Here is a 17,689-nt window from a genome sequence, read left to right as displayed (position 1 = left end):
TTAGAGCCATTAGCTCAGTTGGTAGAGCATCTGACTTTTAATCAGAGGGTCAGAGGTTCGAATCCTCTATGGCTCACTGCTAACACTTTCCTTTTGGAAAGTGTTTTTTTTAATCTGAAAATTATAATGGTTCTTGAGTTTGAAGTGTAACGTATTAAAGCTCTCATCAAGTATCTTTATGGCTCTATAATAAATTCGGTTGGTAAGATAAGTAAAAAAATTGTGATACTCAATTACAGTTAGATAAAAGTAAACCATCTAGAAATAAGTGCTTGAATTATGTAAGCGTATACATTAATCTAATATTATATACATATTATTTGAGGTGTTTATTATGATAAAAGCTATAGATATCATTGGTGTACCATCAACTTTTGGCCAAAGAAAGCTTGGAGTTGATTTAGGTCCAGCAGCAATAAGATACGCTGGATTATTATCGCGCTTAAAACAATTAGATTTGGATATTGAAGATAAAGGGGATATTGAGGTTCCTCTAGTTGATGTTGAAAAGTTTCAAAGTCACCAAACAGGTATGCGAAATTTTCAAGAAATTATAGAAGTTACTAATAACTTAAATAATAAAGTATCAGAGTCCATAGAAAATAATAGATTTCCGTTAATTTTAGGTGGAGATCATTCTATAGCGATTGGCTCTATCTCAGGTGTCAGTAAACATTATAATAACCTTGGTGTCATTTGGTATGATGCTCATGGTGATTTAAATGTACCTGAAGAATCACCATCTGGAAATGTTCATGGTATGCCTTTAAGAATACTTACAGGTGAAGGACCTGATGAACTAGTAAATATAAACGGCTATGGTGTTAAAGTTAAAACAGATAATATCGTTCTTATCGGAATGAGAGATTTAGATTATGGAGAAAGACAATTTATTAAAGATAAAAATATAAAAACATTTACAATGGCAGATATTGATAAATTAGGTATACAAGCAGTCATTGACAATGCTTTAGAATATTTAAAATCCCGTAATATTGATGGATTACATTTGTCATTAGATGTTGATGCCCTTGATCCAATGGAAACGCCTGGAACAGGAACTAGAGTCATGGGTGGACTTACATATAGAGAAAGTCATTTTGCTTTAGAGTTACTACATCAATCTAAATTAGTAACATCTATGGATATAGTTGAAGTTAATCCTTTGATTGACCAGAATAATTATACTGCGGAACAAGCTGTATCATTATTAGGTACATTTTTTGGAGAAACATTATTATAATAAATTAAAAACGTTTAAAGTTATGATATATGACTTTAAGCGTTTTTTTAAATTGTTAAATTAATAAAATTTTAATTTTTAAAATGTGTTCGTATGACAGTGATATAAATCATTGGTATAATAGATATTATGGAAAAATATTACCCGGAGGAGATGTTATGGATTTTTCCAATTTTTTTCAAAATCTTAGTACTTTAAAAATTGTAACAACTGTACTTGATTTACTTATCGTTTGGTATGTACTTTATCTTCTCATTACTGTTTTTAAGGGAACTAAAGCAATACAATTACTTAAAGGTATTTTAGTAATTGTTATAGGCCAACAAGTTAGTATTATTTTAAATCTAAATGCGACATCAAAACTGTTTGATATAGTCATACAATGGGGAGTATTAGCTTTGATAGTTATATTCCAACCAGAAATTAGAAGGGCATTAGAACAGTTAGGTAGAGGAAGTTTCTTAAAGAGATATACAACAAATACTTATAATAAGGATGAAGAAAAATTAATTCAGTCTGTCTCTAAAGCTATACAGTACATGGCTAAGAGACGCATAGGTGCTTTAATTGTCTTTGAAAAGGAAACTGGTTTACAAGATTATATTGAAACAGGTATAGCAATGGATTCAAATATTTCTCAAGAATTATTGATTAATGTATTTATTCCTAATACCCCACTACATGATGGTGCAATGATTATTCAAGGTACAAAAATTGCAGCAGCAGCAAGTTATTTACCATTATCTGATAGTGCTAAAATTTCTAAAAGTTTAGGTACTAGACATAGAGCAGCAGTTGGTATTTCAGAAGTATCAGATGCGTTTACAGTTATAGTCTCTGAAGAAACTGGAGATATTTCTGTTACATTTGATGGTAAATTACGACGAGAAGTTTCTAATGAAGTATTTGAAGAGTTGCTTGCTGAACATTGGTTTGGTACACACTTTCAAAAGAAAGGTGTGAAGTAATATGTTAGAAAGTAAATGGGGCTTGCGTTTTATAGCCTTGCTATTAGCACTATTTTTCTTTTTATCTGCTAATAATGTCTTTGGTAATATTTTTAATACCGGTAATATATCTCAAAAAACGAATAAGACAATTCAAGATGTGCCAGTTGAAATTTTATATAATACCAAAGAACTTCATTTAACTAAGGCACCTGAAACAGTTGATGTAACAATATCAGGTCCACAATCAAAAATCATCAAGGTAGAAAACCCTGAAGACTTAAGAGTAACTGTAGATTTATCAAATGCTAAAGCAGGTAAATATCAAGAAAAATATCAGGTTAAAGGTTTAGGAGATGAAATACGCTACTCTGTAAAACCTAAAGTAGCCAATATTACTTTAGAGGATAAGGTTACTAAAAATATGACTGTTCAACCTGATGTTAGTACAGATGATATTGATCCACTTTATACAATTAAGAAACAGGAAGTTTCACCACAAACTGTTAAAGTTACTGGTGGTAAACAACAATTGCAAGATATTGCATATTTAAAAGCAACATTTAAAAACCATAAAGATATTAATAGTGATACAAAAGATAATGCAGAAATAATAGCATTAGATAAAAATTTAAATAAAATAAATGTATCGATTCAACCCAATGAGGTTAATTTGAAAGTTTTAGTTGAACCTTTTAGCAAAAAAGTTAAGCTACATGTTAAACAAAAAGGTAGTTTAGCTGATGGTAAAGAATTAAGTTCTATAGATTTAGATGATAAAGAAATTGAAATTTATGGTAGTCGTGATGATTTACAAAATATAAGTGAAATAGATGCAGAAGTAGACTTAGATGGTATATCAGAATCTACTGAAAAAACAGTACGTATAAAATTACCGGATAATGTGTCGAAAGCAGATCCAAGTGAAACAAAAGCTTATATTAACGTTAAATAAGTCGAATATTCTAAAGGAGAGTAAAGACAATGGGAAAATATTTTGGAACAGATGGAGTAAGAGGAGTAGCTAACCAAGAATTAACACCAGAATTAGCATTCAAATTAGGTAGATATGGTGGCTATGTATTAGCACACAATAAAGGCGAAAAACACCCTCGTGTTCTTGTAGGTAGAGATACACGTGTTTCAGGTGAAATGCTTGAATCAGCATTAATAGCTGGCTTAATTTCAATTGGTGCTGAAGTTATGCGTTTAGGTATCATATCTACACCAGGCGTAGCATATTTAACAAAAGAAATGGGTGCAGAATTAGGAGTTATGATTTCTGCATCACATAATCCAGTTGCTGATAATGGAATTAAATTTTTTGGTTCAGATGGATTTAAATTATCAGATGAACAAGAACATGAAATAGAAGAATTATTAGATCAAGAAAATCCAGAACTACCTAGACCAGTAGGCAATGAAATTGTACATTATTCAGATTATTTTGAAGGTGCACAAAAATATTTAAGTTATTTAAAATCAACAGTTGATGTTAATTTTGAAGGTTTAAAAATAGTCCTAGATGGTGCCAACGGTTCTACATCATCATTAGCGCCATTTTTATTTGGAGATCTAGAAGCAGATACTGAAACAATTGGCTGTAACCCTGATGGTTATAATATTAATGAACAATGTGGCTCAACACATCCTGAAAAATTAGCTGAAAAAGTATTAGAAACAGGTAGTGATTTTGGTTTAGCATTTGATGGCGATGGAGATAGAATCATAGCTGTTGATGAAAAAGGTCAAATTGTTGATGGAGACCAAATTATGTTTATTATTGGTCAAGAAATGCATAAAAACCAAGAACTAAATAATGACATGATTGTGTCAACTGTCATGAGTAATTTAGGATTTTATAAAGCTTTAGAACGTGAAGGTATCAAATCTAATAAAACTAAAGTTGGCGATAGATATGTCGTTGAAGAAATGCGCCGTGGCAATTACAATCTTGGTGGTGAACAATCTGGTCATATCGTTATGATGGATTACAATACTACTGGTGATGGTCTATTAACTGGTATTCATTTAGCATCAGTGATTAAATTAACAGGTAAAACTTTAAGTGAATTAGCTGCACAAATGAAAAAATATCCGCAATCTTTAATCAATGTTAGAGTAACGGACAAATATCGTGTTGAAGAAAATGTAGATGTTAAAGAAGTAATGACTAAGGTAGAAGTTGAAATGAATGGAGAAGGTAGAATTTTAGTTAGACCTTCTGGAACAGAGCCATTGGTAAGAGTAATGGTAGAAGCAGCTACAGATGAAGATGCAGAAAGATATGCGCAACAAATTGCAGATGTAGTTAAAGAGAAAATGGGACTAGAAAATTAATACAGATAAATCATGTTTGAATGTTAAGTAATACGAGTATAGCAAATGAAACATATTATTTTTGAGTCAAAGTTTTCTATAACATAAGTGGAATAAAAATCAATTTAGCTATTGATTTTTGTTCCGCTTTTTTGTATTTAAAGATGAAAAAAATAGTTAACGAAGCAGTAATAAAAAATTCATATAAGTCATCATTATTTAATATAAGATACACTAGTATTCAATATATATTGATGATAAAATTAATAAGAAATAAATAGTATTGTTCTGTTATTATATTTTTTCTGACACGCAATCTATTTATCATTACCTAATTGATTAAGCACATCATTGACAACGAGAATTTCACAACTAGGAGGATGACTTAATGAATCTATTCAGAGAACAAAAATTTAGTATCAGAAAATTTAATGTTGGTATATTTTCAACATTAATTGCAACAGTAACCTTTATAACTGCTAATACATCTCATGCATCTGCAGCTGAACAACCATCAAACACTAATCAATTAGATAATACGGTAACTGTCCAACCAGTAAATGGGACACAAGCAGGAAATGTAACATCACCAAGTACTGTGCAATCGTCAACTGCTACTACTAATCAATCATTAAATAACAATGGTAATAATACTTCTGTATCTAATGGTGGGAACCAAGTAGCACAAACTAATAAAAATGATAATGCTGTTAATACAACAACAGGACAAAATGACACTCAAAACTTAAGATTAGCAGCTCAAGGTGATCACGATAAAGTCCTAAAACGTCGTAAACGTGATGTAGGAGCAAATCCAGCAGCACCAAATAATGTAGCAGCTGCTGCAAATCCAGGAGCTGCACCTAATGCCGTACAACCAACAGCTCCAGCACCACCAGTACCACCTAAAGTTCAACAACAAGATCCGAATGAAAATAATACTGGCCAAGGTAGCATCAACACAGTATTAACATTTGATGATCCTTCTATTGTTACGGATAAAGACAGAAATAATCCTACAGTTACAATTAAAGATAATGTAGAAGGTTATACTTTAGTTGATCATGGTAAAGTCGGATTTGTGAATTCAAATCTTAGAAGAAGTGATATGTTTGATAAACATAGTCCGCAAAACTATCAAGCATCTGGTAATGTATTAGTTCTAGGAAGGGTAAAAGCTGACAATAATAATGATCATGGAGATTTTAACGGTATCTCCAAAGAGATTAATGTTAAACCAGGTTCTGAATTAGTTGTAGATTTTACAACTATGCAAACAAATAGTAAACAAGGTAGTACTAATTTTGTTATTAAAGATGCTAAAAATGATAAAGAATTAGCGAAAGTTAATGTTGGAACTAGAGGCGTATCACATTTATTTAAAGTTCCAGTAGATGTTGATCATTTAGCGTTACAATTTTTACCAGATAATGCTGCAGTAGCTGATGCATCTAGAATTACAACAAATAAAGATGGCTATAAATATTATTCATTTATTGATAATGTAGGATTGCATTCAGGATCACATTTATATGTGAAACAAAGAGAATTAAATCCAACTGCAACAAATCAAAAAGACTATGTCATCAATGCTGAAATTGGAAATAATGGTAATTACGGTGCTTCATTAAAAGATGGTCAATTTGTATATTCTGTTACTTTACCTCAAGGCGTATCATATGTAGCTAATTCATTATCAACATCATTCCCTCTTGGTAATAATGATAGTACTAAACTATTACCAATGACTGAACAATACGATAAGACAACTAATACTGTTACTTTTACGAGTAAAGGTGTAAGAACAGAGAACAATACACATACTAAAGAAGTATTATTCCCTGATAAGTCACTTAAATTAACTTATAAAGTTAATATTGATAATGTTCCAACACCACAACAAATTCATTTTAATGATAAATTAACGTATCAAACAGCTGCAGATGTCCTAATGAATGCTGCGAATAGCCCTGTAGTAACTTTAGTAACTGATCCTTATACAACTGATGTAGTCATGAATAAAGAAGCACTACAAGCTCAAGTAGACCAAGCAATAGATGCGACACAATATACAGCTGGTTCTATCGCTGAATATAACAAGCTTAAAGAACAAGCTACTCAAGTGTTAAATGAGGAACAAAATAATGTACCTTTAGATCAACGTAAATCACAAGCAGCAATTGATCAATTAGTACAAGAATTAAAAGATAAATTAGTTGAAAAACAACCTGCAATTACTGAATTAGATAATAAAGCACAACAAATGATTACGACAAATAGTCAAAATAATCAATTGACTCAAGAAGAAATTGCAGATATTACATCTAAAATTAATAATGACAAACAAGCAGCTATCAACCAAATTGACCAACAAACGACTGCTGCAGGTGTAACAACTGCCAAAGATACAGGGTTAAATGCTTTAGCTGCAGATGTTGCAGTGCCAACAGTCAAACCAGCTGCTAAAAATGCTATTATCAAAGCAGTTGCTAAACGTAAACAAGAAATTAAAAAATTAACTGCACCTGTTCAAGAAGAAAAAGACGTTGCTTATGCAACAATTGGTAATTTAGAAGTCAATGCGTTAACTACGCTTAATAGTACGAATACTAACGAAGCAGTTGAGAATTTAAAAGATAATACAATAAATAATATTAATAATGTGGTACCAGATTCATATGTTAGAACGAATGCAATCGATGCAATCAATGAAGCTGCTACAAATCAACAAGAAGTTGTTAATAATAGTCAAGAATCTACTGATAGTGAAAAAGCTATAGCTATTGCTGAAATTGAGAAAGCAAAAGAAGCAGCACTTAAAGCTATTGAAACGCCAACAACGAGACAAGATGTTGACAATACTAAAGAAGCAGAACTTGCGAAAATCAAAGCAATTACGGCTGCAACGACTATCAAAACGAATGCCAAAAATGCTATAGATCAAGCAGCAACACAACAAATACAAAGTAATAATAATGCTACTGCTCAAAATGCTACAACAGATGAAATTACAGCGGCGAATGAAGAAGTAGAACAAGCTAAACAAGCAGCGCTTGAAGCTATTACTGAAGCACAAACGGATCAAGAAGTTGAAACAGCTAAAAATAATGGTATCCAAGCAATCAATAGTAGTACACCAGCTATAAATGCGAAACAAAATGCTAAAACTGCTGTTAATGAAGCTTATACTACACATAAACAAGAAATATCAGATAATCAAAATGCCACAACTGAAGAGAAAAACACTGCAATTGCTGACTTAGATAATAAAAAGCAACAAGCTGATACTAACATTGACCAGGCGCAATCAAATGCTGAAGTTGAAACAGCTAAAACAAATGGTATAAATGAAATTAATCAAGTACAACCTGCAACTCAATATAAAGAAGCAGCTAAGACTGCCATTCAACAAGCAGCAACACAAAAAAATAATGATATTGATCAAGATAATGCAGCAACAACAGATGAAAAAGACGCAGCAAAAGCAAAAGTTCAACAAGCTGTAACAGAGGCAAATGAAGCAATCGAACAAGCTGCAGCACAAGCAGATGTAGACGCAGCAAAAACTGCACAACTTCAAAATGTCAATGGTATTCAAGCAGAGCATCAAGTTAAAACAAATGCTAAAGCTGATATTGATCAAAAAGTACAAGAACAACAAACAGCTATTCAAAATAATAATGCAGCAACAACAGAAGAAAAAGCAGCAGCAGTCCAACAACTACAAACTGAGAAAACAACTGCAGATAATGCCATTGATGCAGCACAATCAAATCAAGATGTAAATAATGTTAAAGCTGCAGAAATTGCTAAAATCACTGCTATTCAACCAGCAACAACGACTAAATCTACAGCTAAACAAGCTATTCAAACTAAAGCAGATGAACGTAAAGCTCAAATTGCAGCTACAGCTGACATCACTGCAGAAGAAAGAGATGCAGCAGACCAACAAGTTGATGCCGCAGTACAACAAGCTGATACGGCAATTGATAATGCAGCATCACAAACAGATGTAGAAACTGCTAAAACAAATGGTGAAACTGCGATTGCTCAAGTACAACCTACTGTTACTAAGAAAAATGACGCAAGAACTGCATTAGATAATCAAGCAAACACTAAAAAACAACAAATTCAAGGTTTAGCTGATGCCACAACAGAAGAAAAAACTGCAGGAGAAGCATTAGTTGATGGCGAAGTAACTAAAGGTAAAGCAGCAATAGACCAAGCAACAACAAATGCGCAAGTAGATGCAGCTCAACAAAGTGCTACAGACGCAATTAATAACTTGCAACCACAAGTACGTAAGAAACGTGATGCATTAGCAGAAATTACGCAACAACAAAATAGTCAAACAGCAGAAATCAATAATAATGCTGATGCCACAACAGAAGAAAAAGAAGCAGCACTTCAACAGTTACAACAAGCTGTAACAAAAGCTAATAATGATATTGATGCAGCAACAACAGATGCTGGTGTTGACACTGCTAAGACAACTGGATTAGCAGACATTTCAGCTGTTCAACCAGCAACAACAACTAAAACAACAGCAAAAAATGATTTAGCACAAGCAGCAACAACAAGACAACAAACTATTGAAGCTGATAATTCAGCAACAACAGAAGAAAAAGAAGCAGCTACAGAATTAATTAATCAGGCTAAAGAACAAGGTGATTTAGCAATTCAAAATGCAGCTACTGCTCAAGAAGTTAGTGCTGCCAAAGATGAAGCAATTAACAATATTAATGGTATTAATGCAGATACGACAATTAAAGATTATGCTAAGACAGAAATTAATAATCGAGTTAATAGAAAGCGTGTAGAAATTCAAAATGACTCTAATGCCACAACAGAAGAAAAAGCTACAGCAACACAACAACTAGATGGACAACAAGCAACTATTATCCAATCAATTACTAATGCACATTCAGTTGAAGAAGTGAATGCAGCCAAAGATCAAGGATTGCAAGATTTAGATAATATTAATGCGGCACATGATATTAAAACTGCAGCAAAAGATGAGATTAGACATACATTAGAACATAAAGCAGATCAAATATCAAAAACAGCTGATATTACAACAGAAGAAGCAAATGAAGCTGCTAAACGTGCAAGTCAAATATATGTTGATGGTATAAACAAAATTAATGCAGCAAACTCAACGCAAGAAGTGAATGCAGCGAAAGATGCTATTAATCAAGAAATCAATGCAGTACAACCAACTGTAACGAAAAAGGCAACTGCTAAGAATTCATTAGATACAGTTGCTAATAATAAAAATTCTGAATTAGATCAAACTGCAAATGCATCAGCAGAAGACATTGCAAAGGCTAAACAACAAGTTACCGACTTGTTAAACGGAGCTAAAGAAAAAATTAATCAAGCACAAGCAAATGCTGATGTGGATGCTATTGTTGCAGATGCCACTAACCAAATACAAGCTGTTAAAACACTTAGCACCATTAAAGCAGATGCTATTGCAGATATTGAAAATGCTTATAATCAAAAAGTTGCAGATATTGAAGCGGCAATTAATAGCACTGCAAGTGAAGTAAATCAAGCGAAACAACAACTAGATAATTTAAAACAACAAGATATTCAAAAAATTAATCAAGCGACAACTGCAGAAGATGTTGCAACTCAAAAAGATGAAGGTATTACTAATATTAATGCTTTCGAACCACAATTCACTAAAAAGCAAACTGCAACTGATGATCTTTACAATGCTGCCGATCAAAAGAATGATCAAATTTTAGATAACGATAATGCTACTCAAGAAGAAAAACAAAAAGCAGCTAATGATGTAGAAGCTATTGTTCAAGATACATTAGAAAAAATTAATAATGCAGCAGACGATAGCGATGTAGATGAAGCATTATCACAAGGTAAAGCAGCCATTGCAGCTATTCAATTAGCAACTATCAATAAAGTTGATGCGACAAAAGCAATCAATACAAAAGCTGACGAAATTAAAGCAGAAATAAATGATAATGATGCTTTGACTGATGAAGAAAAAGCTTCATCATTAGCATTAGTGAAACAGTATAGTGATGATGCACTAGCTAAAATTAATGCAGCAACAACAGATGATGCAGTTGATAAAGCTGAACAAGATGGACTTGTAGCATTAGATAATATTCAAGTAGAAGATACACATAAACAACAAGCTATTGATGAACTTGAATCATTACTTGATCAATTAGAAGCAACAGCTAACAATAATGACAATGCCACAACCGATGAAAAAGAAGCTTATACAAATGCGTTAGAAGGAATTTTATCTACAGCAACAGATAATATTAATGCACAAACTACTAATGCTGGTGTGGACAAAGTTAAAGACGAGGCTAAAGCAGAAATCACGAAACAAAACTTTGACTACCACGCTAAACAAGATGCTACAAATGAAGTGAATCAAGCAATTGAGAGACAAAAAGAAGATATTAAGAATACGCCAAACGTTTCTGAACAATCAAAACAAACAGCATTGCAGGATTTAGCTAGAAGCGGAGAAAGATTTACAAAAGATCTAGCTAAAGCTAAAACAGATGCCGAAGTTACAGAACTTCAAAATGCGACAATTCATTCAATTGAAGCAATCATTCCATTTGATGAAACTAATAATGGGGCACAACCAAATAATAATGCTAACCCAACGCCAAATGATAATGGAGCTGTCGCACCAAATAATAACGGAAACGCGCAACCAAATAATAGTGGAGCTGTGGCATCAAATAATAACGGAAACGCGCAACCAAATAATATTGGAGCTGTGGCATCAAATAATAACGGAAATGCACAACCAAATAATAGTGGTGTTGAACAACCGGCTAATACACCAACAGATAAACCGGATTCAAATGCAAGTACAACACCAACAGACAAACCAGATCCAAATGCAAGTGCAACACCAACAGATAAACCAGATCCAAATGCAACACCGGATAATAATGGAACAGATCAACCAAATAATAGTAGTGTTGAACAACCAGCTAATACACCTACAAATAAACCGACTGACACTACAGAAGTAAAACCAACAGATAAAGACAAAGATAAAGACAAAGACAAAGATAAAGACAAAGACAAAGATAAAGACAAAGATAAAGACAAAGTCAAAGTCAAAGACAAAGATAAAGATAAAGATAAAGATAAAGATGACAAAGGCAACAAAGGAAACGGAGAACCTGGCAAAACTGGCAAAAACACAGGTGGCAAACAAGATACTACAGGCAGCAAAACTACTGACAAAACAGAAACTAAACACAAAACTTCTAAAGTGAAACCAGGGAAAAAAGAATTGCCTAAAACTGGTGTGACATATACTGACGATTTACCTTATGCAGAGTTAGCACTTGGTGCTGGAATGGCGTTCTTAATAAGAAGATTTACAAAAAGAGACGAACAATCAGAAGAGTAAATCTACAATTGAATGATTAAATAGTTTAATAGTACAAAAATAGAACTTATAGTTAAAGATATCTAGACTAGGCTTGTTCATTCAACATTAAGCTTCGAAGATGTGTCACTCACGCTACAATATCAATCAAACCATAATCAAACTTAGATTAACTTGAGACAAAAAAAGTCTTCCAAAGTATCATAATCACGATCCTCAGGAAGACAATGTCTCAAGTTTTTTTATTATAAATTGTTGTATGCTTCAATAATTTCATCAGCAAGAGCATCATCAACTTTAGCATATTCTTTTAAGAAAGCTTTTTGACCATGTTCACTAATATAATTATTTTTCTCAACTGTTTCTTGATCAGCTTTATCATCATATTTTAATAATAATGCTGCAGTATTTAATAAACCTGTACGTTCTAAATCGTTGTTGTACAGATAAGTTAACGGTTTAATAATTCTATCTTTAGGACCAATTTTACGCAATGTTCCACGACCTACACGTGTCACTTCATCTGATAAGTAAGGATTGTTAAATCGACCGATAATTTTTTCAACATAAGCAGCTTGTTCTTGTTCAGTGAAATCAAATTGGTCTGTAATATATTTACTAGTTTCAGCTAATACACGACGTAAACCTGCTTCAATTGAACTATCTTCCACTGCATCTAAAATCGTCGCTTTACCTTCAAATTGACCTGCATAAGCTAAGTAGGCATGTCCAGTATTAACAGTTAATAATTTACGTTCAATATAAGGCGTTAAATCTTCAACATATTTAATATGTTCTAATTCTTCCCCATACCATGCATCTTTTTCAATAACCCATTCATAGAAAGGTTCAACCATCACGTCTAAAATATTGTCATTTTTTTGTAATGGCACAATTCTATCTACAGCAGAGTTGGCGAAATGGATGTTATCACCTAATGGACCAGTGATATCAAGAATGGCTTTTTTAAGTGTATCAGTTGCCATAATTGCATTTTCACAAGCAACAATATTTACGTGATTCTTTTTCTCTTTTAAGTATGGTGCAAATGATTTTGCAATAATTGGTAAAATATTAACACCAACAGCTGTAGTGATAATATCTGCTTCAAGGATTGCTTGTTTTAATTCTTCTGACGGTTGTGCAGAATTAATAGCATCTACATTATTAACACGTGTAGTTGTTTTTGCTTCATCTGCTAAGATAACATCATATTCATGTTGTTCTTGTAACGCTTCAATAATTTCAGCATTGACATCAGCGAAAGTAACTTTAATATTATTATCTGCTAGAATATAGCCAATAAATCCTCGACCAATATTACCAGCACCAAAATGTACTGCTTTCATTATGCATCTGCCTCCTCAAATACTTGTTTGATTTCGTCTGCAGATTTTGCATTAACAATACGGTCAACATTTTCTTCTTCACTAAAAGTAATAGCAATTTTAGAAAGTAGGTCTAAATGCTCACCATCTTTACCAGCGATACCAACAACAACTTTAACTTCTTCGCCATCCCAATCAACGCCTTCTGGGATTTGTAATAAAGTTAAACCAGATTGTAATACACTTGATTTTGCTTCGTCAGTACCGTGAGGGATTGCTAAGCCGTTACCCATAAATGTTGTAACTACTTGTTCACGATCTTTCATAGCTTGAATATAACTTTCAGTAACTGCACCACTATCAACTAATGCTTGTCCTGCTTTTTCGATAGCTTCGTTTTGGTTTGCTACGTTAACGTTTAAAAAGATATTGTCATTACTAAATAATTCACTCATGTTTAATACTCTCCTAAATAAATTGTTTTTTAATATGATTTAAAAATTTGTTTCTTAGTATTGTTTCAAATTCCTGTGGTTTTTGCATAAATTTATCAATGTTTTCTAATTCCATACTTAAAACTTCTGAAAAGTCATTGATTAAAGTAGCCATAAAGCCATTATCAGGAATGAACATACAAATAAGATATTTAATTTCAAATTTGTCATTTTGAATATTATGCAACGCCAGCGGCTCATCTAATATAGTAATAAAAATAATAGGTTTTTTGATTAAATCATTTTTTAAGTGTGGCAGTAGCACTGGATAGGGGTGCAATAGCCAACCTGGATTATCTGCAAAACGTTGCTGTAATAGTTCAGCGAATGACTGTTGATCTTCTATAATGTGATGATTATATAAATAATCAGAAATATAATGATGCCAATCTTTAACGGTGTTATATTCTATTTTCACTGAATCAACTAATTCTAAACCTGCACGCATATCATCAATAATTTGACCTGGATGTTGTACTGTAGCTTCTTCTTGTCCGATAGGATGACTATGTTGAGATACTTGAGTATTTAAAAAGCTGGCAACATAGGGAATATCACTATCAGGTAATAATGGATTAACAGTTAAGTAAGGCAAAGTGATATCTAAATTAACAGTTGATATAATACCATCAAATGATGTTAAATTTAAATTATTCAAATCACTGACTGAAGCTTGAGTAATACGTTCAATTTCGCTGAAAACTTGTTCTAATCTTGTAGCTAACAAACGGCTAGTACCCATACCACTACTACAAACGACTAAAATATTTAAGAAACGATTACCTTGGTTTTTAATTGAACCGCCAAAATGTAATACAATAAAGGCAATTTCACTTTCTGGAAAAATTAAATCCGGCCAAATATGATTTAAGGCTTTATGCACATTTTCAAAAAGCCTTGGATATTTGAACTTAATCATATCGGTTAAGGGATTGTATGTTTCAATATTTGATTCTAAACGATTGATTGCTGGATTAATATGCAATGATAAACCTTCGATTAAAGTATCAATATCGTCAAATGTTGTTCCAGAAATAGATGAAACCATATTAACAAAGGCTTCAATTTTGTGATGGTCGTTCGAGTTGTCTAACAGTTGTTCACTGACATGTTTTCTTTTAGCACCACGTAAATGGATAGTTATAAAAGTAATTTCAGCTTGGTTAAAATGAACATCATAAATCGCTTCAAGTCGTTCGGCAATATCACTTGCGACTTTATGCTCAAAAGTATCTTTAACTGTATTATAAATCGTATCATTTAAAGCAACATATTCATCATTTTTCATACGACTAATACTTAGTACAATATGCACTGTTAAAGTTAAATAGCTCGATTCAGTCAATGAGTAGGGTAAAGCACTTAAATAATCCATTAAAATACGCTCTACATTAAAAATACGCTCTAAATCTACAAATTGTTGTTGTGATTGATTGAGTGATTGATAAACGAAATGATTTTCAATCACTGAATAAACACTAGTACTATTTAGATTATTAACCATTAATTGACTTAAAAACTCTCTTTTTTTAGACTCTGTACCTTCTAAAAAGATACCTTCACCACGTTTACGAGAAAGTGATAATTGGTAACTATTTAAATCAAGTTCTAAGTCATCTAATAGTTTAGCTAAAGTTTGATTTGAAACACCAATCTCTTGAGCAAGACTATACTGTTTTACCGGACCTTTTGATTGAATTAAAGCATACAAGATAATTACTTTTTGTTCTTCAATAGATAAATCAACAGTTTGTTGATTCGTTACACTTTGCTTCAATTGCTGTATATTGTCTTCAGTTCCTGCAATGCGTAATCCTTTTTTATTAGCTCTTTCCAATTCTAATGAAAAGGAAGTAAGAAAATGCTCGACACTTTTAAGCTCTCTATGAATAGTACGAGAGGACACCGCAAGTTGTTGAGCAATGTCGTGTATAGTGACATATTGACCGTGATATTTAATCAATAATTCAATCATTTCTTTTTCACGTGTACTCAATAACATGGCGGTATCCTCCATTTATACTTTATTTAATTATTTTTGGTCTTCGTCTTTTTTCAAGTTTTCCAATAACTCTTCGTATCTAGGCGAATTTAAGAAATTATCAACTGAGATATGAATCGCATTAGGTGTTTGTTTGATAGCACGATCAGTTAATTTCTTTTGAGTAATAACTAATTGAGCATCTTTTGGTAATTGGTTAATAGCGGTATTGGTAACATTAATATCTTGAATACCAGCTTTTTTGAATTTATTACGTAACATACTTGCACCCATGGCACTTGAACCCATACCAGCATCACAAGCAAAAATAACATGGTCAATGTTGCTGTAATCATGTGCATCAACATCTTCAGTATTATAATTATCTAATAATGCATCAGAATCTTCTTCGGTAGAAGTGCTTTGAGAATCAGTTGCTTTATCTTCTTCATTTGCTTGCGCTTCATTATCTGAAGAAACTAATTTTGAAGATACGCTAGATTTTTTACCTTTAGTACTTTCCATTTGAGCTGTTGCTGTTTCTAAGTCTTGTTTAGGTTCTTTAGTGAATTTCATAATTAATGCAGAAACTGCAAATGATACTAATGTTGCTAAAACAACACCTAATAACATGTGTAAGAATTCACCTTTAGGCGCGTTAATACAATAAACGATAAATGAACCTGGTGATGCAGGACTTTTAAATCCAAAACCAGTTGCTTGATAAGTTGCTACACCAGTCATACCACCTAAAATAACTGAAAGGAATAGCATAGGACGCATCAATACATATGGGAAGTAAATTTCATGAATACCACCTAAGAAGTGGATAATACCAGCGCCATATGATGTTGCTTTTGCTGTACCTTTACCAAAAATCATGTAAGCAAGTAAGACACCTAAACCTGGTCCAGGGTTAGATTCAATTGTATAAAGAATAGATTGACCAGCTGATGCAGCTTGATCAGCACCAAGTGGTGTGAATACACCGTGGTTGATTGCGTTATTTAAGAATACAATTTTTGCTGGCTCTACTAAAATGCTAACTAATGGAAGTAAGTGTGCATGTACTAATGCTTCAACTGCAACAGATAAGATGTGCATGATGAATTGCATAATAGGTGCTAATACTTTAAACCCAAAAATTGTCATGATGAAACCTAAGATACCTGCTGAGAAGTTATTGAATAACATTTCAAAGCCTTGTGGTGTTCTTGGTTGAATAAATTGGTCAGTTTTTTTCATTAACCAACCTACAAGTGGTCCCATAATCATAGCACCAAGTAACATTGGTGTATCAGGAAGCGCAACGATGACCCCCATAGTAGCCGTTGCTGCAATGATACCACCACGTAAATCGTGAATTAAACGTCCACCACTAAATGCGATTAATAATGGAATTAAATAAGTAATCATTGGTCCTGCTAAAGTTGATAATTCCTTATTAGGGAACCAACCATTATCTATAAATATTGCTGCGATGAATCCCCAAGCGATGAACGCACCGATGTTCGGCATGATCATACTACTTAAGAAAGATCCAAAGGCTTGAACTTTACGGCCTAAGCCTTTATTTTCTTCACTTTGTGACATATTTACACCTCTTTTTTTGTATATCTAACTAAATAATAGTTTAATATCTAATTACATATTACTCAATATAAACAAAAATCAACTTTGGCATAATATTTGTGACAATTATTCAATATACATATATATTATAGAAGAAACTAGCAATAAATCTATTTATATGCTGTATTAATAAAAAAATAAGTTTTTTATTGTGAAAATATTTGCAAAATAATAATTCAAAGTTGTACAATAATGATTAATAGAAAGGAGGAAAGTTAGTAATACAGTTAAAGCGCCTGTGCAAAGTGACATATACAATTGAAGATTAATAATCAATCAGGGTAAAGATTATTATAGATTGATATGTATATTTTGTAGACGAGGAGGATAGTGATCGAATAGATCGGCG

General features: G+C 32.5%; 9 protein-coding genes and 1 tRNA gene. 6 read left to right on the top strand and 4 right to left on the bottom strand.

The window, feature by feature from the left end; genetic code table 11:
* Positions 1-3 precede the first annotated feature (3 nt).
* From J3R86_RS09545 to J3R86_RS09520, 6 genes are all read left to right on the top strand, one after another.
* Positions 4-76, top strand: a tRNA-Lys gene (locus tag J3R86_RS09545).
* Between the two features lie 258 nt (positions 77-334).
* On the top strand, positions 335-1,243 hold the full coding sequence (gene rocF / locus J3R86_RS09540; RefSeq protein WP_207517100.1) for an arginase: 909 nt from the start codon (positions 335-337) through the stop codon (positions 1,241-1,243).
* 158 nt (positions 1,244-1,401) lie between these two features.
* Positions 1,402-2,211: a diadenylate cyclase CdaA gene (gene cdaA, locus J3R86_RS09535; protein ID WP_207517099.1), complete on the top strand. Its 810-nt coding sequence runs from the start codon at positions 1,402-1,404 to the stop codon at positions 2,209-2,211.
* A gap of 1 nt (position 2,212) precedes the next feature.
* Positions 2,213-3,145: a CdaR family protein gene (locus J3R86_RS09530; RefSeq protein ID WP_207517098.1), complete on the top strand. Its 933-nt coding sequence runs from the start codon at positions 2,213-2,215 to the stop codon at positions 3,143-3,145.
* Between the two features lie 29 nt (positions 3,146-3,174).
* On the top strand, positions 3,175-4,530 hold the full coding sequence (glmM, locus tag J3R86_RS09525; RefSeq protein WP_207517097.1) for a phosphoglucosamine mutase: 1,356 nt from the start codon (positions 3,175-3,177) through the stop codon (positions 4,528-4,530).
* A gap of 367 nt (positions 4,531-4,897) precedes the next feature.
* Entirely contained in the window at positions 4,898-11,926 is a 7,029-nt protein-coding gene (locus J3R86_RS09520) for a SasC/FmtB family protein (RefSeq protein WP_207517096.1), read from the top strand.
* A 224-nt stretch (positions 11,927-12,150) separates the two neighbouring features.
* Here J3R86_RS09520 and J3R86_RS09515 read toward each other — a convergent pair whose 3' ends face one another.
* Genes J3R86_RS09515 through J3R86_RS09500 form a run of 4 tightly spaced genes read right to left on the bottom strand, consistent with a single transcriptional unit; the run spans position 12,151 to position 17,301 of the window.
* On the bottom strand, positions 12,151-13,254 hold the full coding sequence (locus tag J3R86_RS09515; protein ID WP_207517095.1) for a mannitol-1-phosphate 5-dehydrogenase: 1,104 nt from the start codon (positions 13,252-13,254) through the stop codon (positions 12,151-12,153).
* Entirely contained in the window at positions 13,254-13,688 is a 435-nt protein-coding gene (locus tag J3R86_RS09510) for a PTS mannitol transporter subunit IIA (protein ID WP_207517094.1), read from the bottom strand. Before J3R86_RS09510 ends, J3R86_RS09515 begins: the two co-directional genes overlap by 1 nt.
* Before the next feature lie 13 nt (positions 13,689-13,701).
* Entirely contained in the window at positions 13,702-15,729 is a 2,028-nt protein-coding gene (locus J3R86_RS09505) for a BglG family transcription antiterminator (protein WP_207517093.1), read from the bottom strand.
* Positions 15,730-15,759: 30 nt separating this feature from the next.
* Positions 15,760-17,301: a PTS mannitol transporter subunit IIBC gene (locus J3R86_RS09500; RefSeq protein WP_207517092.1), complete on the bottom strand. Its 1,542-nt coding sequence runs from the start codon at positions 17,299-17,301 to the stop codon at positions 15,760-15,762.
* Positions 17,302-17,689: the final 388 nt, after the last annotated feature.

The sequence above is a fragment of the Staphylococcus simiae genome (genome assembly GCF_017357005.1).
Lineage (GTDB): Bacteria > Bacillota > Bacilli > Staphylococcales > Staphylococcaceae > Staphylococcus > Staphylococcus simiae_A.
This window is presented reverse-complemented; position numbering and strand designations above follow the sequence as displayed.